This is a genomic window from Streptomyces sp. NPDC020965 (assembly GCF_044333555.1).
In the GTDB taxonomy this organism is placed as follows: domain Bacteria; phylum Actinomycetota; class Actinomycetes; order Streptomycetales; family Streptomycetaceae; genus Streptomyces.
The window spans coordinates 202,021-221,986 of the sequence record NZ_JBIRRE010000008.1 but is presented as its reverse complement, the minus strand read 5'-3'; the positions used below and the strand labels follow the sequence as shown (position 1 = coordinate 221,986).

Annotated in this window: 16 protein-coding genes; 8 read left to right on the top strand and 8 right to left on the bottom strand. The window is 71.2% G+C overall.

What is annotated here, in order from left to right; translation table 11 throughout:
- The first annotated feature begins 19 nt into the window (after nucleotides 1–19).
- Both ACH4S7_RS24155 and ACH4S7_RS24150 read left to right on the top strand, forming a co-directional pair.
- Nucleotides 20–1,867: a glycoside hydrolase gene (locus tag ACH4S7_RS24155; protein WP_398523335.1), complete on the top strand. Its 1,848-nt coding sequence runs from the start codon at nucleotides 20–22 to the stop codon at nucleotides 1,865–1,867.
- A 96-nt stretch (nucleotides 1,868–1,963) separates the two neighbouring features.
- A complete protein-coding gene (locus ACH4S7_RS24150; protein WP_398523334.1) occupies nucleotides 1,964–3,451 on the top strand; it encodes a glucoamylase family protein in 1,488 nt (495 codons plus the stop codon).
- Between the two features lie 332 nt (nucleotides 3,452–3,783).
- Here the strand turns inward: ACH4S7_RS24150 and ACH4S7_RS24145 are convergent, their stop codons facing one another.
- Genes ACH4S7_RS24145 through ACH4S7_RS24135 form a run of 3 tightly spaced genes read right to left on the bottom strand, consistent with a single transcriptional unit; the run spans nucleotide 3,784 to nucleotide 6,957 of the window.
- Nucleotides 3,784–4,860 carry a FecCD family ABC transporter permease gene (locus ACH4S7_RS24145; RefSeq protein WP_398523333.1) on the bottom strand — a complete coding sequence of 359 codons (1,077 nt, stop codon included), beginning with the start codon at nucleotides 4,858–4,860 and terminating at the stop codon, nucleotides 3,784–3,786.
- A complete protein-coding gene (locus ACH4S7_RS24140; protein WP_398523332.1) occupies nucleotides 4,857–5,891 on the bottom strand; it encodes a FecCD family ABC transporter permease in 1,035 nt (344 codons plus the stop codon). Before ACH4S7_RS24140 ends, ACH4S7_RS24145 begins: the two co-directional genes overlap by 4 nt.
- Nucleotides 5,892–5,910: 19 nt before the next feature.
- Nucleotides 5,911–6,957, bottom strand: a complete 1,047-nt coding sequence (locus tag ACH4S7_RS24135) for an iron-siderophore ABC transporter substrate-binding protein (protein ID WP_398523331.1) — start codon at nucleotides 6,955–6,957, stop codon at nucleotides 5,911–5,913.
- A 423-nt stretch (nucleotides 6,958–7,380) separates the two neighbouring features.
- On the opposite strand from ACH4S7_RS24135, the gene ACH4S7_RS24130 reads away from it, so the two are divergent.
- Nucleotides 7,381–8,193: an SAM-dependent methyltransferase gene (locus ACH4S7_RS24130; protein ID WP_398523330.1), complete on the top strand. Its 813-nt coding sequence runs from the start codon at nucleotides 7,381–7,383 to the stop codon at nucleotides 8,191–8,193.
- Nucleotides 8,194–8,369: 176 nt separating this feature from the next.
- Here ACH4S7_RS24130 and ACH4S7_RS24125 read toward each other — a convergent pair whose 3' ends face one another.
- Both ACH4S7_RS24125 and ACH4S7_RS24120 read right to left on the bottom strand, forming a co-directional pair.
- Nucleotides 8,370–9,272 carry a helix-turn-helix domain-containing protein gene (locus tag ACH4S7_RS24125; protein ID WP_398523329.1) on the bottom strand — a complete coding sequence of 301 codons (903 nt, stop codon included), beginning with the start codon at nucleotides 9,270–9,272 and terminating at the stop codon, nucleotides 8,370–8,372.
- A gap of 93 nt (nucleotides 9,273–9,365) precedes the next feature.
- Complete coding sequence (locus ACH4S7_RS24120; RefSeq protein ID WP_398523546.1) at nucleotides 9,366–9,581, bottom strand: DUF397 domain-containing protein; 216 nt, start codon at nucleotides 9,579–9,581, stop codon at nucleotides 9,366–9,368.
- A 310-nt stretch (nucleotides 9,582–9,891) separates the two neighbouring features.
- Here ACH4S7_RS24120 and ACH4S7_RS24115 point away from each other — a divergent pair, with 310 nt between their 5' ends.
- Nucleotides 9,892–10,335 carry an ATP-binding protein gene (locus tag ACH4S7_RS24115; protein WP_398523328.1) on the top strand — a complete coding sequence of 148 codons (444 nt, stop codon included), beginning with the start codon at nucleotides 9,892–9,894 and terminating at the stop codon, nucleotides 10,333–10,335.
- A 178-nt stretch (nucleotides 10,336–10,513) separates the two neighbouring features.
- On the opposite strand, the gene ACH4S7_RS24110 is transcribed toward ACH4S7_RS24115, so the two are convergent.
- Together ACH4S7_RS24110 and ACH4S7_RS24105 are read right to left on the bottom strand one after the other, a co-directional pair.
- Complete coding sequence (locus tag ACH4S7_RS24110; protein ID WP_398523327.1) at nucleotides 10,514–11,512, bottom strand: hypothetical protein; 999 nt, start codon at nucleotides 11,510–11,512, stop codon at nucleotides 10,514–10,516.
- Nucleotides 11,513–11,639: 127 nt separating this feature from the next.
- Nucleotides 11,640–13,205, bottom strand: coding sequence for an amidohydrolase (locus ACH4S7_RS24105; RefSeq protein ID WP_398523326.1), 1,566 nt, complete (start codon nucleotides 13,203–13,205; stop codon nucleotides 11,640–11,642).
- A 114-nt stretch (nucleotides 13,206–13,319) separates the two neighbouring features.
- On the opposite strand from ACH4S7_RS24105, the gene ACH4S7_RS24100 reads away from it, so the two are divergent.
- The 4 genes from ACH4S7_RS24100 (at nucleotide 13,320) to ACH4S7_RS24085 (ending at nucleotide 19,242) form a co-directional block, all read left to right on the top strand.
- The gene (locus ACH4S7_RS24100; protein ID WP_398523325.1) at nucleotides 13,320–14,129 is read left to right on the top strand and encodes a hypothetical protein; all 810 of its coding nucleotides are present in this window, start codon (nucleotides 13,320–13,322) and stop codon (nucleotides 14,127–14,129) included.
- Between the two features lie 221 nt (nucleotides 14,130–14,350).
- The gene (locus ACH4S7_RS24095) at nucleotides 14,351–16,042 is read left to right on the top strand and encodes an ABC transporter ATP-binding protein (RefSeq protein ID WP_398523324.1); all 1,692 of its coding nucleotides are present in this window, start codon (nucleotides 14,351–14,353) and stop codon (nucleotides 16,040–16,042) included.
- Nucleotides 16,039–18,012: an ABC transporter ATP-binding protein gene (locus ACH4S7_RS24090; RefSeq protein ID WP_398523323.1), complete on the top strand. Its 1,974-nt coding sequence runs from the start codon at nucleotides 16,039–16,041 to the stop codon at nucleotides 18,010–18,012. Before ACH4S7_RS24095 ends, ACH4S7_RS24090 begins: the two co-directional genes overlap by 4 nt.
- Nucleotides 18,013–18,174: 162 nt before the next feature.
- A complete protein-coding gene (locus ACH4S7_RS24085; RefSeq protein WP_398523322.1) occupies nucleotides 18,175–19,242 on the top strand; it encodes an iron-siderophore ABC transporter substrate-binding protein in 1,068 nt (355 codons plus the stop codon).
- A gap of 507 nt (nucleotides 19,243–19,749) precedes the next feature.
- Here ACH4S7_RS24085 and ACH4S7_RS24080 read toward each other — a convergent pair.
- Complete coding sequence (locus ACH4S7_RS24080) at nucleotides 19,750–19,962, bottom strand: MbtH family protein (RefSeq protein WP_398523321.1); 213 nt, start codon at nucleotides 19,960–19,962, stop codon at nucleotides 19,750–19,752.
- Between the last annotated feature and the right edge of the window lie 4 nt (nucleotides 19,963–19,966).

Genomic DNA, 19,966 nt, shown 5'->3' with positions numbered 1-19,966 from the left:
TGGAGAGGTTTGTATCGCTATGAGTGAAAAGTCTGCTGCCCATGTCGACTGGGAGTCCCGTATCGGCAAGCCCAGCGATGTCCGGCTCACCGGAGTCGGCGAACTCCCTGCCCCCACCGGGCTGACCGCCGAGGACAGCACCGGCCATGTCCTGCTGGACTGGGCGCCGGTGGACGGCGCGCTCGGCTATCTGGTGCATCGCGCCGACTCGGCCGACGGTCCGTACGAGCCGTTGGACCACCTCGGCGGCGATGTGCTGGCGGTACCGCACCCTCCGTACGCCGACACCCTCGCCGAGCCCGGCCGGAGCTACTCCTACAAGGTCGCCACCTGGTCCGACAGCGGCGCCGGTGAACTGTCCGAGGCCGCCACGGGCAGCGCCAGGGCCGCGGGCCCGCAGCCCGCCGAGGTCATCGTCACCCTGGACGCCGCGGCCCCCACGACCGAACTCCCCGGGGTCTGGAACAGGATGATCGGCGCGGAGCACTTCTCCCTGCTGACCTGGGAAAAGCCCGGAGCGGGTGGCTCCGACGTCGCCGCTGAGTACGCCCAGGCGCTCGGGATCGTCCGCGACGAGATCGGGGTGCGGACCGTACGCGCCCACGGCACCTTCCTGCCCGAGACCGTCTCGGTCCGCGCCGACGGCTCCTTCGACTTCGCCGGCCTGGACGAGGTGTACGACCGGTTCCTCGCCACCGGCCTCAAGCCGGTCGTCGAACTCTCCTTCATGCCGAAGGAACTCGCCTCCGACCCCGAATACACCGTCTTCGACTACAAGGCGCTCGTCTCGACCCCCGGCGACTGGGACCGCTGGGGCGACCTCTGCCGTGATCTGACCCTCCACCTCCAGGACCGCTACGGCAAGGACGAGGTCGCCGGCTGGGAGTTCGAGGTCTGGAACGAGGCCAATCTGGAGGTCTTCTGGAACGGCACCCAGGACGACTACCACCGCCTCTACGAGGTCGCCGTACGCGCCGTCAAGGGTGTGGACGAGCGGATCAGGGTGGGCGGGCCGTCCTCCGCCGCGGCCGGCTGGGTCGGCGCGCTGCTGGAGCACTGCCGGACGCACGACGTCCCCGTCGACTTCGTCTCCACCCACACCTACGGCAACGCGCCCCTCGACTTCCGGCCCATGACCCGCGCCTTCGCCGAGGCGACCGGGCGGCCCGAGCCGGAGATCCTGTGGACCGAGTGGGGTGTGACCCCCACCCACTTCCACCGGGTCAGCGACTCCGTCTTCGCCGCGCCCTTCGTCCTGCGCGGCATGAAGAGCGCGCTCGCCTCCACCGACTGCCTCTCCTACTGGGTCGCCTCCGACCAGTTCGAGGAACTGGGGTGGCCGCCCCGCCTCTTCCACGGCGGCTTCGGGCTGCTGACCGTCGGCAATCTGCGCAAGCCGCGCTTCTGGGCGCTGTACCTGCTCTCCCAGCTCGCCGGGGGCCGGATCCCGGCCACGCTCACCGGCGACGGAGCCGACGCGCTCGTCGAGTCCATCGCCACCCGGTCCGATGACGGGTCCACCCTGGACGTCCTGGTCTGGAACGGGACGCTCGACCAGTCGAAGATCGACGGCTCGGCGGCGCTCGACCGGACGATCACCCTCCGGGTCTCGGGGCTCGTGCCCGGGGCCGCGTACACCGTGTCCTCCAGGCGGGTGGACGAGGAGCACGCCAACATTCGCGCCGTCTGGGAGAACCTCGGCGGCGGCGAATGGCCGGACGAGCGGCAGTGGGCGGAGCTGCGCACCGCCGACCGGCTGCCGGAGGAGGGCCTCGCCCCGATCGTCGCCGACGCGGACGGATCGGCTGCCCTGAGCGTCGATCTGCCCAATCCGGGCATCCGCTTCCTGCGGCTCGCCCGCGGCTGACCCCGCTGGATCCGGGGGCCGTCGGAACCACGGCGGCCCCGGATCCCGCACCCTCACCGCCACCCCTCCGCATCCATCACCGGGAGCCGGAATCACATGGACCGTCTCGACCGTCGTACGCTCCTCACCGCCGCGGGGGCAGGGGCAGCAGCCCTCTCCCTCCCGGCGCTTTCCGCACCGACCGCATCCGCCGCACCGACCGGATCCACCCCGCTGACCCGATCCGCCGCGCCGTCCTCCGCTGCCGCCCCCCGGGGCGTGGCACGTTCTCATGCCTCTGATACACCGCTGCTCCGCAAGTGGTTCCGCGACACGTACCACTCGATCGAAGCGCTGACGACCGACTTCGGGCTCACCGCCGACAAGGCCGACATCAGCGGCCCCGGCCGGCCCGTCCCGTCGCGGAACACCTCGCCCACCAACATCGGCTGCGGCCTCTGGTCCACCGTCGCGGCTGGCGGACTCGGTGTGATCGGCCGCCCCGCGATGCGGCAGCGGCTGGACCATATGGTCACCGCCGTCGAGAAGCTCGAACGACACCACGGCTTCTGGGTCAACTGGTACGACTCGTACGACGGCTCCGTACTCACCACCTGGCCGGAGAACGGCAACCCCGTCCGGCCCTTCCTCTCCTCCGTCGACAACGCCTGGCTCGTCGCGGGGCTGCGGATCGCCGCCGACGCCGAGCCCCGCCTCGGGCGCCGTATCGCCAGGATCCTGGCCGACGCCGACTGGTCCTACTTCTACACCCCGTACGACCCCGCCGACCCGGTCAAGGGCCCCGGCCAGCTCCGGGGCGGATTCTGGACCGACACCGGCGAGCCCACCGGCCACCACTACGGCGCCCTCAACACCGAGCCCCGGATGGCCAGCTACCTCGGCATCGCCGACGGCTCGCTCCCCACCGACCACTACTGGCACATGCTGCGCACCATGCTCCCGGAGCACGAGCAGGAGCAGTACCCCGCGGGTTCGTATGTCACCGTCGACGGCGTACGCGTCTGGAACGGCCACTACACCCATCGGGGCCGCAAGATCGTCCCCGCCTGGGGCGGTTCGATGTTCGAGGCGTTGATGGTCCCCCTCTTCGTCCCGGAACCCGAGTGGGCCCGGCGCTCCTGGGGGCTGAACCACCAGCGGTTCGTCCGTTCCCAGATCGAGCACGGCCTCCAGGAGGAGAAGTACGGCTACTGGGGCTTCTCCCCGGCCAACATCCCCGACGGCGGTTACCGCGAGTACGGCGTCGACGCCATCGGCATGCAGGTCGACGGCTACCACTCCGGGGGCGTCGTCACCCCGCACGCCTCGTTCCTCGCCCTCCCGTACGCACGACGTGAGGCCATCGCCAACCTCAAGGCGATGGCGCGCGACTTCGGCGCGTACCACGACGGCTACGGCTTCCGTGACTCCGTCGACGTGCGTACGGGACGGGTCAGTGACTTCGTCCTCGCGCTCGATCAGGGCATGGTCGCGGCGGCACTCGCCCAGGAGCTCCGTCCCGGCCTGCTCCAGCGGCCCTTCCGTACCGGCGGTTTCGCCTCCCGGGTCAAGCCGCTCCTCGCCAAGGAACGTTTCAGCATCTGACCCCCAGGAACCTACGCCCGGGCATCTGCCTCTGCGCCCCGCACGGAAACCGGTGCGCCCGGACACCTGCGCCCAGGCACGTGCGCCCAGGCGCCTCCGCCCGGCACCTGCACCCAGGGACCTGCACCTGCGCCCGGCACGGAGACCTCCTCCTGGGGGCACCTGCGCCCAGTACCGCCACCCCGGCGCGGAACGCGGAGAGCGGGGGTACCACGGTCATCACCGTGGTACCCCCGCTCCCGCGATCCCGGACCGGACACCGGACACCGAACACCGGCGCCGTGACGGCCCCGGGCGGGCACCCGGGCCGGCCGGGGATTCCCCCGGCCGGCTCAGAGCGCTCCCTTCCGCCGTTCCCGCATCAAGAGGTAGCCCAGATACGCTCCGCCGATCGCCATCGTGTAGATGCCGACGGGCAGGTTGTCGAAGAGCGGCAACTGCTGAGCGCAGAGATCCGCCAGGACGAGCAACAGCGCACCGGTCAACGTGGCGAGCAGCAGATGGGGCCCGGACACCCGGGTGATCCGCTTCGCGATCTGCGGCGCGGTCAGCGCGATGAACGCGATCGGGCCGGCGACACTGACCGCACCCGCCGAGAGCACGATGGCGAGGACCACGGCGAAGGTCTTGGTGTTCCTCGGCTCGGAGCCGAGGCCCTGCGCGATGTCGTCGCCCATCTCCCCGATGTCGAGCCGACGGGCGATCAGCGCCGTCAGCGGGGCCACGACCAGCAGCACCAGCCAGATCATCCGGGCGTCGTCCCATGACCGTGCCGCCAGGCTGCCATTGACGTACGCGGTGAGTACGGACGCTTTGTCCCGCTCCATCGAGTAGACGACGTACTGGGTGACGGCCGCGCCGATCGCGGCGACCCCGATACCGGCGACGACGAGCCGGGCGGGGTTGCGGAATCCGGTTCCGGTCGACACGTAGACCAGGGCCATGGCGAGTACGGCGCCGGCGAGCGCGCCGACGGGTACCGGCACCACGCCGGTCAGCAGCAGCGCCGCGATGGCCGCCCCCGCTCCCGCCCCGGCGCCGAGACCGATCACGTCCGGACTGCCCAACGGATTGCGCGTCGCGGACTGGAACAGCGCACCCGCCAGACCCAGCGCCCCACCGGTGCCCAGGGCGACGACCAGCCGGGGTCCGCGGAGCCGTTCCAGCACGAATGCGTTCTTGCCCCGGGCGCCGCCGGTGAGCGCGTCGGGCAGCTCGGCCAGCGGGATTCCCAGCCGCCCGAGCGCGAGGGTGGCGACGGATGCCACCACGATCAGGACCAGCACCACGAGTGCCGTGATCACGGACACCCGCCGGACCGGAACGGCGATACGCGGCCCGATCCGGAGGAATCCCCTCGGGGCTGAGGAACTGGCGGTGGTACGCGGGACCGTCGGCGTCGAGGTCATGCGTTCCCCCTCATTCTGCGTACGGCGATGAGCAGCGCGGGCGCGCCGATGAAGGCGGTCACGACGCCGACCATCAACTCCTGGGGGCGCATCACGACCCGGCCGACGACATCCGCCGCGAGCAGCAGCGCGGGTCCCAGGATGATCGAGAACCCGATCTGCCAGCGGAAGTCCACCCCGACGACGGCCCGCACCACATGCGGAACGGCCAGGCCGACGAAGGCGATCGGACCCACGGCCGCCGTCGCCGCCGCGCTGAGCAGCGTCGCGGCGAAGAGGCCGGAGGTGCGGACCAGCCAGGGGTGGGCGCCGAGCGCGGCGGCCGTCGCGTCACCGAGGGCGAGCGCGTTGAGGCTGTGTCCGAGCACCGCGGCGATGACGAGACCGGCCGCGGCGAACGGCAGCATGGCCAGGAAGACATCGAAATCCCGGCCGCCGAGCGCGCCGACCACCCAGTACCGGTAGCTGTCGAACACCTGGGGTTCACTCAGGGTGACCGCCTGGATGTACGCCATCAGGACGGCGGAGAGTACCGCACCCGCCAGCACCAGCCTGACCTGGCTCCTGCTGGCCCCCGCCGCCCCGATGACCTGCACCAGTACACCGGCGAGCAGGGCCCCGGGGAGCGCCCACCACATGGTGGCGGTGGATCCGGTCACGCCCAGGAACGCGGTTGCGGTGACGATGCTCGCCGACGCTCCCGCGTTGATCCCGAGGAGTCCGGGGTCGGCCAGCGGATTACGGCTGACGCCCTGCATCAGGGTGCCCGCGACGGCGAGGCAGAGCCCGGCCAGTACACCGAGCGCGGTCCGGGGGTAGCGGCTTTCGATGATGGTCGTCGTCTGCGCGTCGGCGGTGCCCGAGAGCACATCGACGACATCGCCGAACGACGTGGTCCGGCTGCCGAACATGACACTCGCGAAGAGGGCGAGCGCGAGCACGCCCAGACCGATGAACAGGAACGACACCCGCCGGGCGGTACCCCCCTTGTGGGAGGCACCGCCCGGCGGCGCGTCGGTGACGGTAGTCATCCGGGGAGTGGGTCCCCGCCTACTTGCCGGCGGCGGCGAGGGCCTTGTCGATCAGCGGCAGATACCGGTCGATCGTCCACGGCACGGTCAGCGGGTTGATGATCGAGGAGGCGGTGACGAAGGAGTTGTTGTCACCGACCACCACGGCGCCCTTCTTGACCGCCGGGATGTTCCCGTACAGCGGCTGCGCCTCGATCTCCTTGCGGTTCTTGGCGTCGCTGTAGAAGGTGAAGATCAAGTCGCTGTCCTTGAGCTTCTCCGCGTTCTCCAGACCGATCAGCGCGGAGTCGGTGCCCTTGGTCTCCTTGAAGCCGTTGACCACCGGGTCGACGGTCAGGCCGAGCGACGAGACCATCTTGACCCGCTGCTCTTCGGGCTTGAAGACGCCGAGGGTGCCAGGACCGGTGTTGTAGATGTACGAGAACGTGCGGTTCTTGTAGGCCGGGCGGGTCTTGGCGGCGTCGGCGAGCTGCTTCTCGATCGTGGAGGTCAGCTTCTTCGCCTCTTCGGGCTTGCCCAGCGCCTTGGAGATGATCCCGATCTGCTCGTCCCAGTTGGTGCTCCAGGGCAGATCCGGGTAGGCCACGGTCGGCGCGATGTCCTTGAGGATGTCGTACTGCTCCTGCGTGACACCCGACCACGGCGCGAGGATGATGTCCGGCTCCAGCTCGGTGATGGCCTCCATGTCGAGTTCCTCGCCACCGGTGAACTGCTTGGGCAGCTTGTCGCCCGCCTTGGTCACCGCCTCGTGGATCCACGGCAGGTAGCCGGTCTTGTCGCTGCCCCACGGGTAACTCTCGATGCCCACGGGGGTGTGTCCGAGGGCGATGGCCGTCTCGGTCGAGCCCTGGCCCAGGGTGACGACCCGCTTCGGCTCCTTCGTGATCTCGGCGGTGCCGAGGGCGCTCTTGATCGAGACCGGGAACGCTCCACCCTTCTCCGACGCGCCCGACTCCTTCTTGTCGCCGTCCTCGGACGACGAGCAGCCGCCGATGGTGAGTACGGCGGCGGTCGCGGTGGCCGCGGCGGCGAGCGCGCGACGACGCGCGCGAGTGAACCCGAGCATGGCTGTTCCTCAAGAGTCGATGTGCAGGGCAGCCGACCCGGTGTCCGTCGGGAGGGCTCCTCGGAGGAAGGGTCCTCTGGAAACCGCCGCCGTCGGACGGGCCCCACCCCTCCCGTGATCCCGGCAATGCGGGCACGGCGAACTGCGGCACTGATCAGCTTAGGTAAGCCTAAGCTATGACTGACTCAACGTTCAACCACCCTCGGCGGGGGGTCTGCGGCGCACCTGCGCGGGGTCCGTGCGTGGGCGGCGCCGGTCCGCGGGGCGCGTGGGTGGCGCCGGTGAGCGGACGCCCGGCCGGATTGGCCGAAAGAGGACAGCGAGTCGTCGTTCCCTCCCGATCGGCCTATGACAGGCCCCACGCTGTCCCTAGCATGGCCGTCTTCATTAACTCTGGTTCTACTAGACGCGGGTGAGTACTGGATGCGAGCGGAGTCGTGGCGCCCGGACGCCATCGACACGACGGTGCCCAGCGTGGCACGGATGTACGACTACTACCTGGGGGGCAGCGACAACTACGAGTCGGACCGGCTGGCGTGCGAGGAACTGCTCAAGCAGGTTCCCAGCACCAAGGTGCTGGCGGTCAACAACCGTCGCTTCCTGCAGCGTGTGGTGCGCATGCTGGCCACCGAGTACGGCATACGGCAGTTCGTCGACCACGGCTCCGGCCTGCCCACCCAGGACAACGTCCACCAGGTCGCCCAGGCCGTGGACCCGGCCGCCCGGGTGGTCTACGTCGACAATGACCCGATCGTGCTCGCGCACGGACGGGCGCTGCTGGACGAGAACGACCGCACCGCCGTCATCCAGGCCGATATGCGGGACACCGAAGGCATCTTCGGCCATGAGGAGACCACCAGGCTGATCGATTTCAGCCAACCCGTCGCCGCCCTCTTCGTCTCGGTGATGCACTGCATTCCCGATGAGGACGATCCGGCCGGCCTCGTACGCCGGGTCGCCGAGCGCCTCGCGCCCGGCAGCTTCCTGGTCGTCTGCCAGCTCGTCAGCGATCGGCCGCAGATCCGGGACTTCGTGACGCAGTTCATGGCCGAGGCGACCGGCGGCCACTGGGGCAGGGTGCGCGAGGAGCGCGAGGTCGTGGAGTACTTCAACGGTCTGGAGATCCTCGAACCGGGCCTGGTGGAGGTCTCGACCTGGCGGCCGGACAACGAGCTGGCCCCCGTGCAGCAGACCGACGAGTGGATCGAGTGGGGCGGCGTCGCCCGCCTCGGCTGACGGCGTCCCCGAACCGTGGTGACGGCGTCCCCGAACCGTGGCCCGTACCGGGGGAGCGGGATTCGGGTGGAGCACCAGCGGCCCGGGTTCCCCGATGGCACCGAAAGGTCTCAGCCGGGGAGCCTGGGCCGCGTCCATGAGCGGCCGGAGGCACTCGTCCCCCCGTCGCGCCCGGGTCAGTAGGTGCTCAGTCGCTCCCGCAGCACCGCGAGGGTCTCCGACGGGGTCAGCGCGCACGCTCCCAGCCGGTCCAGCATGTTCCGGTACTGCTCGACCGTCTGGGGCTTCTGGCTGAACGTCGAGTCCGTCAGGTGCTCGATGTACACGGCGTCTTTGAGGTCGTTGAGCGCGAACCGCAGATAGGTGACGCCGGTGCCGACCCCGACGGCGGCCGACACGTCCAGCGGGGCGATCTGGAGCGTGACCCGGGGCCGCTCCATCATCGTGATCAGGTGCTGGAGCTGTGCGCGCATCACGTCCCGGCCGCCGACCGTCCGCATCAACACCGATTCGTCGATCACCGCCCAGAGCCGCGGCGCGTCCGGGTGGTCGAGCTGCCGCTGGCGCTCCTGCCGGAGATCGACCCGCCGCAGTACGTCATGGGCGAGGAGCTGGCCGGGACCGGCCTTGATCACGGCATGGGTGTACGCGGGGGTCTGGAGCAGCCCCGGCACATAGAAGGGCTCGTAGGTGCGGATGCGTTCGGCCGCACCCTCCAGCGAGACCAGCGGGGTGAAGAAGTCGGAGAGGACATCGCTGAACGAGCGCCACCAGTCCGCCCGCCGGGACTGGTCGACGAGCCTGAGGAACTCGCCCACGTACTCCTCGGACTCCACGCCGTAGAGGTCGAGGAAGGACAGTGCGTCGGCCTGCTTGCAGCCGTGTCGGCCCAGTTCGATGCGGCTGGTCTTGGAGCGGGAGAAGCCGAGTGTGCGGTCGACGGCCGCGGGGTCGAGCCCGGCGGCGGTGCGCAGTTCGCGCAGCTTGCCGCCGAGGATCAGCTTCAGCGCCGTGGGGTTCTTCTCCACCGCCCCCAGCGGTCGTACGAACAACGACGCGTTCGGGTCGGTTGCAGCCATCGGGCGCTCCTGCGGAAGGACCGGAAAGAAAGATGCCAGTATCCATCAACGGTCACGCCGCCATCACGGAATGATTTGTTCCTACAGTGCTTTTCAGCCGATGACGGAGTCGAAGTCGCCGTCCCGGGCGCCGGCCACGAACGCGGCGATCTCGTCACGCGTATAGATCAGTGCCGGTCCCTGCGGATCGCGGGAGTTGCGGATCGCGACCGAGCCACCGGGCAATCGCGCCAACTCCACGCAGTTTCCCGTGGCGTTGCTGTGCCGGCTCTTCGTCCAGACGACGGAGTCCAGTGCGCTCGCACACATGCCGTTGATGAATCGCTCCACTGCGACAGCCCTTCGTCCTCATGTCTGCGTTCGCCGCCGATCCCGGCAAATGCAATCCCGTCTGCAATCCCAGATGCAATTGCATTATGCAGTGCCGCTCGACCATACTCGTTCCACGGCGACTGCGGCAGCGCCGAAGTCCACTTCCTCCAGGGGGACATGACCAGTGACGACCGACCTGTCAGCCTCAGTGAGTACGAGCACCGGGCACGGTCGTGGCTTCCGTGGTGTCGATCCCGTTGTGGGTCGTCCGCTGCGGTCGGCCGCGCCGGGTGAACCTCCCTGGGGAGTGGGTCAGGACGTCTGTCCCGGCGGTTTCGCCGCGTGCGGACTGGACGGTCGGTTGCGCAACGCACCGCAGGCGCGGCGGTTCGTCACCATGACGCTCAACAGGTGGGCGCTGGGCGTTCTGGTGCCCGACGCGGCCCTGGTCGTCAGCGAGTTGGTCACCAACGCCGTACAGCACGCGCTCGACCCCACCGCCCGGGACGCGGGGGACAGCGGGGAGTATCCCGTCTGGCTCGGGATATTCCGGCACCCGAGCGATCTTGTCTGTGCGGTCACCGACCCCAGTCCGGCGCCGCCTCGTCCTCGTGACGCGGACGCCTCCGCGCTGGGGGGCCGGGGGCTCACCCTCATCGAGGCGGTCAGCGAGACCTGGTCGTGGTCGCTGACCCCGCCCCGGGGCAAGACGGTCTGGGCGACGCTGCCCCTGTACCCGGCCGGTGCCTGACCCGACCCTGTCGGGTGGGGCGTCCGGCCCGCTTCTACCACCCCGGCCCCGCGGACGACTCGCTGTCGTCCCGGCGCCGCGGAGGGCGAGAGGGGGACGAGGGGCGGGGGTCCGAAGGCAAGCCCTTCCGACCCCCACCCCTCGCTCGTGCCGGCCGTACCGTCCCTGGCGGGCGCGGTCAGTAGTTGAAGGCGACCCCGCGCGAGGCGGAGATGCGCTCGGACGCGTGACCCGCGTGGATGTTCAGCGGATTGCCGGCCGTGTTCCGCACCTTGAGACTGGCGCGCAGCTCGGTGCAGTCGCCCAGCTGAGCCCGGGTCGCGTACAGGGTGTTGGTGACCGCCTGGTGGTGCTTGGCGTCGGAGATGGTCCACTTGCCCACGGCGCTCTTCAGCGGTGCGCCGCAGGTCGTGCCGTCGGGCCGCTGCGGCTGGGCCTCGATCCAGGTCTCCGCCGAGCTGCCCTGATATGCGGGTGTCCCGCCGCCGCAGATGGGCGAGCCGGCCGTGCACGTGCTCACATTGGCGTCCAGCACGATCGCGACCCGGTCGGTGGCGGACGCCGTGTAGGTGTACCCGAGGGTGGAGGCCGTCGTGCCCCGGGCGACCACGGCGTTCCCCGAGGCCGGTAGCGTCCAGCGGGCGGCTGAGGGGTAGACGGCGCGGGCGAGCTGGGCGCCGGCCGGTATCCGCATGGTGACCTGACGGCCGCTGTGGATGATGCTGGAGTACGCCGTCACGGACAGCCGGCAGGTGAAGCTGCCCGCGTCGGGTGCGATGAACAGCCACCGCAGTGTGGGCCGCAGCGCCGCCTCGCCCGGGGGCACCAGGTTCGCCGCCCAGTAGGCGCCCGTCTCGGTGCCGGCCGGCAGGGTGGCGCCGTTCGCGTAGCGACAGCGGACCGCGAAGGTGTTGCCGATGTTGTCGCCCTGGGCCAGCGCCGAGACCGCGACGGCCGTCATGTTCCGCGACCACAGGTACGACGCTTCGCCGGCGGCGGCGGTGAAGGTGACCTCCGTACCCGGGATATCGGCGTAGTAGTCCGGCGCGGCCGGGGGCTTCACCGGGTAGTCGAACTGGACCGAGTCGGCGGACGCCGGTGACACCGCGGCCGCCCCCAGTGCCAGTGCCGCCGCCAGCCCCGCCGCCAGTCTCCTGCCCCGCCTCTGGTCACGCATGGTGCCGCCCCTCTTTCGGTGATCGGTGATCGGTCGACCTTAGGCGGCCGTCCCGTATCCGCTCAACGGCGACATCGGGCCTCTTCAGGGCTGGATAGCGGTGGCCGAGAAATGTCCTGGCGGGACGTCAGAGAGCCTCCTCGCCCTCGAGGAAGGTACGGAGCACATCGATGTCCGCGATGCGTGAGGGATCCACCCGCCGGGGGTCGTCACCCAGCACGACCAGGTCCGCCCGCTTGCCCGGGCTGATGCTCCCGGCGCTCCTCTCCCACCGGCAGGCGTACGCCGCGTCCACGGTGTACGCGCGCAGTGCCTGGTCGACCGTGATCCCCTCGGCCGGTCCGATGATCCGGCCCGAGGTCGAGGCGCGCTCGACCATGAACTGGATCGCCCGCAGGGGCGCCCCGTCCGCGACGGGCCGGTCCGAACTGCCCGCGACCCTGACCCCGTGGTCCAGGAAGCCCCGGCCCCGGTAGAGCCAGGGGGCCCGCTCGTCGCCCATGATCGAGGCGTAGTCGTCGCCGAAGTACCGCAGGAAGGCCGGCTGGACGACGGCGGTCACCCCGGCGTCGGCGAATCGGCGCAGTTGGTCCGGGCGGACCAGTCCGGCGTGTTCGATCCGGTGGCGGGCGTCGGGGCGGGGGAGTAGCCGCTGGGCCTTCTCCAGGGCGGTCAGCGCGATGTCCACCGCATGATCACCGATGGCGTGGACGGCGAGCTGCCAGCCCGCGAGATGGCCGGCGACGATGGTCTCCTCCAGCGGCCGCGGCGTCCGTTGGAGTTGGCCCATGGTCTCCGTGCCCTCGTACGGGCTGGTCAGCGCGGCCGTACGGGCCATCATGCCGCCGTCCACGAAGATCTTCAGGGCGCCGAGAGAGAGCCGTCCGTCCCCGAAGCCCGTGCGTAGCCCCAGTCCGAAGGCGTACGGGGTGGTGTCCTCGGGTGCCGCGTCGACCGGGCGCAGGGCGTCGGCCGCCACCATCAGTTGGAGCCGGACCGGCAGCCGCCCGCTCTCGTGGGCGAGTTGGTAGGCCGCGGCTTCGATGGGGCTGTGAGCGAAGAGTTCGCTGCCTATCCCCGCCTCGGCGCAGGCCGTCACGCCTTCGGCCCGGCAGAGCCGCGCCGAGCGCTCGATGGCCGCCACCAGCTCGGCCTGGGTGTGCGCCGGCCGCAGGAGTCGGGCGGCGCTCATCGCCTCCTCGGCCAGGAAGCCGTCGCTGCCCGCGGCGGCCTCCGGGGGCAGCCGGTCGAGGATGGCGCCGTTCACCACGCATCCGTGCCCGGAGATGTGCCCGACGAGCACATCGCGGCCCGCGCTCACCGTGTCCAGCTCCCGTGCCGTCAGATGGCGCCCCAGCGGGCGCTGGTCGTATCCGGCCAGGTCGACCCAGCCCCCCGGAGGGGTGGCGGCGACGGCGCGCGCCACCACGCCGAGGATGTCCTCGATCCGGTCGCTGGGGGCGACGCTCGGGGCGACGGCCTTCAATCCGGCCCACACCATATGCACATGGCTGTCGATGAAGCCGGGGAGTACCGTCGCGCCATCGAGGTCGATGGTGCGACGCGCCGGGAGACCGGCCACCTCCTCGTCGAGGCCCACGACGAGGCCGCGCCAGATGCCCAGCTCCCGGGCGCGGGGTCGGGCCGGGTCCATGGTGATGACCTGGGCGTTGGTGATTCTGGTGCAGAGCACAGGGTTTCCCTTCGGCGGGCGGGGGTCCCGCGTCGGTCGGAGTCTCCCTCACACGGCAAGATATGCTTAGGTGAGGCTAACCTAAGAAGGTGTTGGTCAATGGATGAGTCACAAGTGACCTCTGTGAATCACCTGGAGACATGGGCCGATGGTGTGGTCGCGGAGCTCGCAGCGCAAGAGGCTCTGGACCGCTCTCTGCTGAGCGCCCTGCCAGGGAAGCCGTCGCTGCGGGAGGAGACCGCCGCTCGGATGGCTGACGCGCTCCGCGCGGCGGCCCTGGGGCTGAACCCCGGCGGCTGCGCCGTCGCGGCCGGTGTGTCCGAACGGCTGCTGCTCACCTGGCAGGCGCGTGAGCCCGCGTTCGCCGCCGCCATGGCGGCGGCGGCCGAACTCGCACGCGTCCGGACGCCGTCGACGTCCGTCCGGCTGAGCCCGCTCTCCCTGCGCGTGGTGCTGAAGGCGGTACGGGACGGTGCGCTGCACGCGCCGGCCGCGGCGCTGGTCGGCATGTCGGGGCGGGCGTTCTACCGGCTGCGCCGGGAGAGCCCCGAACTCGGTGCCCTGGTCGCCGCGGCGCGGCGGGCGAGGCCGAGACGGGCCGACCGGCGCAAGAAGTGGCAGGAGCGCGAGCGGGGATATCGGCTGGTCCGGGTCGACGAGGCGTCACCCGTGCGGGAACCTACGGGAATCGGCCACCATGCGGTCCAGGAGCGCGGCTCCGCGGACGATTTCGGGGAGGCCCCGGACGAGACGGACGAAGTCCTCGGCGGGTACGACGACCCCCGGACGGGGGGCCACCACACATCCGTGCTCGAGGGGGGACACGGGCGAAAGGTGGCGGAGCGCCGTAACTCCCAGCCCGGGCACGGTCATGGCCACGAACACGGCCTCTCGGCCCGGGCCCGGTACCGGCTCTCCTTCTGACCCGGCTCCCGTCCGCCGACGGCCGAACGGCCCTCGGCGGACGGGGTGTCCGGTGCGCACGGCGCTCCGCCGCCGCGCCGGCCCCGCGCCCCGCACTCCGCTCCGGTCTCAATCCGGCGAACGTCGGGCATCGGGGTGGAACACCCGTGCGTACTTAGTCTAGCCTTACCTAATTCTTGTGCTCGTTCCATGGGCACCGCGAGACAGGTCCGGGGGGTGCGGTGGGTTCAACAGACCTGTCGGGACGAGTGGTTCTACGACGGTCGATCAAGGGACAGCGGCGCGATGTCGTGGTGGGCTCCCTGCTGGGCGCCGGACACCAGGCGGGCGAGGCCCTCGTACCCGTCCTGATCGGACTGGTGATCGACCACGGTGTCGCCGACGGCGACGGTGCCGGACTACTGCTCGGACTCGGCGCGTTGGCCGTCGTCTACATCGGTCTGTCCTTTAGCTTCCGCTTCGGCGCCCGCGCCGGGGAACGCGCCGCCGAGACCGCCGCACACCGGCTCAGAACCGAGTTGATCGGCCGGCTCTTGGCCCCGGAGGGCGGCGCCGACAGCGGCCGGCTGCCCGGCGAGCTGACCAATATCGCCACCCAGGACGCCAAACGCGTCGGCGCCGTCAACATGGCCGTGATCGTCGGGATCGCCGCCCTCACGGGACTCCTCGTCAGCGCGGTCGTCCTGCTGCGGATCTCACCCGCCCTCGGTCTGGTCGTCCTGCTCGGCACCCCCCTGCTCCTCTGGCTCGGTCATCTGCTGAGCAAGCCGCTGGAGCGCCGCAGCGAGGCCGAACAGGACCGCGCCGCCCACGCCTCCGGCATCGCATCCGACCTGGTCGCCGGCCTCCGGGTGCTCAAGGGCGTCGGCGCCGAGTCGGCCGCCGTCGCCCGCTACCGCGGCACCAGCCGCGATTCGCTCTCGGCCACCCTGCGCGCGGCCCGCGCGCAGGCGTGGCAGAACGGCATCGTGCTCACGCTGACCGGCGCGTTCATCGCACTCGTCGCCCTCGTCGGTGGACGGCTCGCCACCCAGGGGGACATCAGCCTCGGCCAGTTGATCTCGGCGGTCGGCCTGGCGCTGTTCCTCCTCGGCCCGCTCTCCGAGTTCTCCTGGGTCAACGCCGAACTGGCCCAGGGCCGTGCCTCGGCCGGCCGGATCGCCGAGGTGCTCGCCGCCGACCGCGCCGTGCTCCCCGGCACCGGTACCCCGCGCCGGCCCGTCGAGGGAGGCGTCCGGCTGCGCCAGGTGTCGTACGGAACCCTCCGGGACATCGACCTCGACATCGCGCCCGGGGACATCGTGGGTGTCGTCACCACCGACCCCGCCGACGCGACCGCGCTGCTGCGCTGTCTCGGGCGCCACGAGGACCCCGGGAGCGGCACCGTCGAACTCGACGGAGTCGCGCTCGCCACGCTCGATCCCGCCGATATCCGCGCCGAGATCCTGGTGGCCGAGCACGACGCGGATCTCTTCGAGGGCACCCTCGCCGCCAATGTCTCGGCCGCCGCGCCCGGCGCCGACATCGGTCCCGCGCTCGCCGCGTCGGGCGCCGACGACGTCGCCCGGACACTGCCTCGGGGCCGTGACACGGAGCTGACCGAGCGCGGCCGTTCGCTCTCCGGCGGCCAGCGGCAGCGGGTGGCGCTCGCCCGCGCCCTCGCCGCCGACACTCCCGTCCTGGTGGTGCACGATCCGGCGACCGCGGTGGACGCGGTCACCGAGGCCAGGATCGCCACCGGGATCCGTGACATCCGACGCGGCCGTACGACGATCATGGTGACGACCAGTCCCGCGCTGCTGGCGGTCGCCGACCGGGTGGTGCTCATCGAGGACGGCCGGGTCACCGGCACCGCGGCGCACGCCGAACTCGTCCGCGACCGCCTCTCCTACCGTACGGCGGTGCTCTCATGACCGATGCGATCGAGCCGACGGACGGGCCCGACGGGACCCGTCCGGCCGACGCGGCAGACGCGCCCGACGCGCCCGCGCCGCCACAGGCGACCGATCCGGCCGACGGTACGGGCAGTAAGGGCGCGACGCCCGGTGCCGGGCCCGGCCGGGTCCTGCTGCCCATCGCCACGGCCGCCCGCACCCGTGCCGCCGTCGGTGAACTCCTGCGCCCCCAACGCGGTCTGGCGCTGCGCGGCTTCGCCGTCATGGTGGTCGCCACCGCCGTCGGACTGCTCACCCAGCCGCTACTCGGCCGGGTCGTCGACCTGGCCGCCGACAACCGTCCGCCGTCCGCCATCACCACCACCGTGGTCCTGCTGGTGGCCGTCGCCGTCACCCAGGGCCTCACCACCGGTCTCGGCCTCTCCCTCATATCCCGGCTCGGCGAGACCGTGCTCGCCCGGCTGCGCGAGCGGTTCGTGGAACGCGCGCTGGGTCTCCCGCTGGAGCAGGTGGAGCGGGCCGGTTCCGGCGATCTGACCGTACGGGTCACCGGTGATGTGTCCCTGATCGCCGACGCCGTCCGCAACGCCCTCCCGGAACTGGCCCGTTCGCTGCTGGCCATCGTCCTCACCCTGGGCGCCCTCGCCCTGCTGGACTGGCGGTTCCTGCTCGCCGCCCTGCTCGCCGTCCCCATCCAGGTGCACACCGCCCGCTGGTACGTCCGGCGGGCCGTACCGCTCTACGCCGAACAGCGGGTGGCCAACGGCGCCCAGCAGCAGCAACTGCTCGACACCATCGGCGGCGGCGCCACCGTCCGCGCCTTCCGGCTGGAGAAGGAGCACACCGAACGAGTCGCCGAACGGTCCTGGTCGGTGGTCGGACTGACGATGCGGGGCGTCCACCTCGTCCTGAGCTTCTACAGCAGGCTCCACATCGCGGAGTTCATCGGACTCGCCGCGGTCCTCGGCACCGGGTTCCTCCTGGTGCGCGAGGGAGCCGCATCGCTGGGCACCGCGACCGCCGCCGCGCTCTACTTCCACAGCCTCTTCACCCCCATCAACTCCGCGCTGGTCCTCATCGACGACGCGCAGTCCGCCATCGCGAGCCTCGCCCGGATCGTCGGCGTGGCCGACCTGCCGCTGCCCGAGGAGCCCGCGCGGGCCGCCACCCCGCGCGACGCCTCCGTCACCGTCACCGGTCTGGGCCACGCCTACCAGGACGGCCACCCGGTCCTCGACGGCGTCGAGCTGGCCCTCGCCCCCGGCGAGCGGGTCGCCCTGGTCGGTGCGAGCGGTGCGGGCAAGACCACCCTGGCCAAGCTCATCGCGGGCATCCACCGGCCGACCACGGGCACCCTCCGGCTCGGCGGCGAACGGCTGGACGAGATCGGTCCGGCCGCCATCCGACGCACGGTCGCCCTGATCACCCAGGAGACCCATGTCTTCGCCGGATCCCTCGCCGACGATCTCCGGCTCGCCAAGTCCGACGCCACCGAGGCGGAGTTGCGCGACGCCCTCGACCAGGTGGACGCCCTCGCCTGGGTGGAGGCGCTCCCCGACGGCCTCGACACCGTCGTCGGCGACGGCGGGCACCGACTCAGCGGCGCCCGGACCCAGGCCCTCGCACTGGCTCGGCTGATCCTCGCCGATCCGCCCGTCGTCATCCTGGACGAGGCCACCGCCGAGGCCGGCAGCACCGGTGCCCGCGCCCTGGAGAAGGCTGTCGCCCGCGCCGTGGACGGCCGTACCGCACTGATCGTCGCGCACCGGCTGACCCAGGCGGCGACCGCCGACCGCGTCGTCGTCATGGACGCCGGACGCGTGGTCGAATCCGGGACCCACGACGAACTCCTCGCCACCGGGGGGCGGTACGCGGAGCTCTGGGATGCCTGGTCGGGCACCCGCCGGACCGGACCGGCGACCCCGCACGGGCCCCTCGACACCGGGCCGGCCGCCGCGCCCGGCCCGGACGGGCCCCCGGGTTCATGACCCCGGCGCCCCCGCTGGTGGGTCCGCGCGCCCGGCCGAACCGCACCCACGGACCCCACCAGGTGCCCCCGGCCGGATTCCCCCCCCGTAGACCACGCAGATCACACAGACCCCACACCCCCACCGACAGAGAACGACAGAAACCCGAACCGAAGGACCACGATGGCCCGCTCCCAGCGCACCACTCGGCTCGCCGCCGCGCTCGGCTCCGCACTGCTGCTCCTCGGCACCGCCACTGCCTGTGGCGACGATGGTGACTCCAGCAAGGACAGCGCCGGCAAGGACACCTCCGCGAAGTCCGGTGACTCCGCCTATCCGGTGACGATCCCGCACAAGTACGGCACCACCAAGATCGACCGCGAGCCGAAGCGCATCGTCACCGTCGGCCTCACCGACCAGGACGCGGTGCTCGCCCTCGGTAAGGTCCCCGTCGGCACCACCGAGTGGATCGGCGGCTACCCGGGCGCCGTCGGCCCCTGGGCGAAGGACAAGCTGGGCGACGCCAAACCGCCGACCGTCCTCAAGGACACCGGCACCGGTCCCCAGGTGGAGAAGATCGCCGCGCTCAAGCCGGACCTGATCATCGCGCTCTACGGCGGTCTCACCAAGGAACAGTACGGATCGCTGTCGAAGTTCGCCCCGGTCATCGCCCAGCCCAAGGAGTACAACGACTACGGAATGCCGTGGCAGGAGCTGACCAAGCGGGTCGGCGTGGCCCTCGGCAAGTCCGCCGAAGCCACCAAGGTCGTCGCGGATGTGCAGGGGAAGATCGCGGCGGCGGCCCGGCCGGAGTTCAAGAACGCCACCGCGCTGATGGCGACGCCGTACGAGGGCATGTTCGTCTTCGGCAGCCAGGACCCCCGGTCGCGGCTGCTGACCAACCTCGGCTTCAAGCTGCCGGGCGGCCTCGACAAGGCGATCGGTGACCAGTTCGGCGCGAACATCAGCAAGGAGCGCACCGACTTGCTCGACCAGAGCGCCATCGTCTGGATGGTCACCGATGTCGCCAAGGAGTCGGCCAAACTGCACAAGGACGCCTCGTACGGTGATCTGAAGGTGGTGAAGGAGGGCCGCGAGGTCTTCGTGCACGAGTCCAGCGACTACGGCCACGCCACCTCCTTCGGTACGGTCCTCAGCCTGCCGTACGTGGTGGAGCGGCTAGGCCCGCAGCTCGCCGCCGCCGTCGACGGGAAGCCCGCCACCAAGGTGGCGCAGCCCACCGCTCCCTGAGCCCCGGACCGCCGGAAGGGGCCGGCCCGCGCGTCACGCGCGGGCCGGCCCCTTCCGTGCTCGCTAGGTCGTGTCTTCAAAGTCCCGTCTGCCTGCCGTGCCCTGGCGCGCACCCTCGCCGCGTTGTCGTCAGTCGCCAACGGGCCCCCGTAGCCCTGCGGGCACGGGCGGTACCCCCACCCTGTGCCCTGGCGGGCACGGGCGGTACCCCCACCGCGTTGACTCTCCCCCAGCCTCCGGCCGGGAGGTGCCCCCATCCTCCGGCCTTGCGATCCGTCCCCTCGGCCCTTGCGGGCCTGGGGAGACCCCACGCCTCGGCCCTTGGGGGCCTGGGGAGGCCCCCCATGCCTCGGCCCTTGGGGGCCTGGGGAGGCCCCCCATGCCTCGGCCCTTGGGGGCCTGGGGAGGCCCCCCATGCCTCGGCCCTTGCGGGCCTGGGGAGACCCCATGCACCAGACCCCGCCAGCCCCGCCCTCCGGGCGGACGACGCTACTGTGAAGACACTCCCTAGCCCTCCATGGCCTCGACCAGGCTCTTGGGCCGCATATCGGTCCAGTTGGCCTCGACGTACTCCAGGCACGACTGCCGGGACCCCGGGCCGTGCACGACCCGCCAACCGGCCGGGACGTCCGCGAAGTCGGGCCACAGACTGTGCTGGTCCTCGTCGTTGACCAGCACCGAGTAGCCGCCGTCGGGGTTCTCGAACGGGTTGCTGCTCATCGTT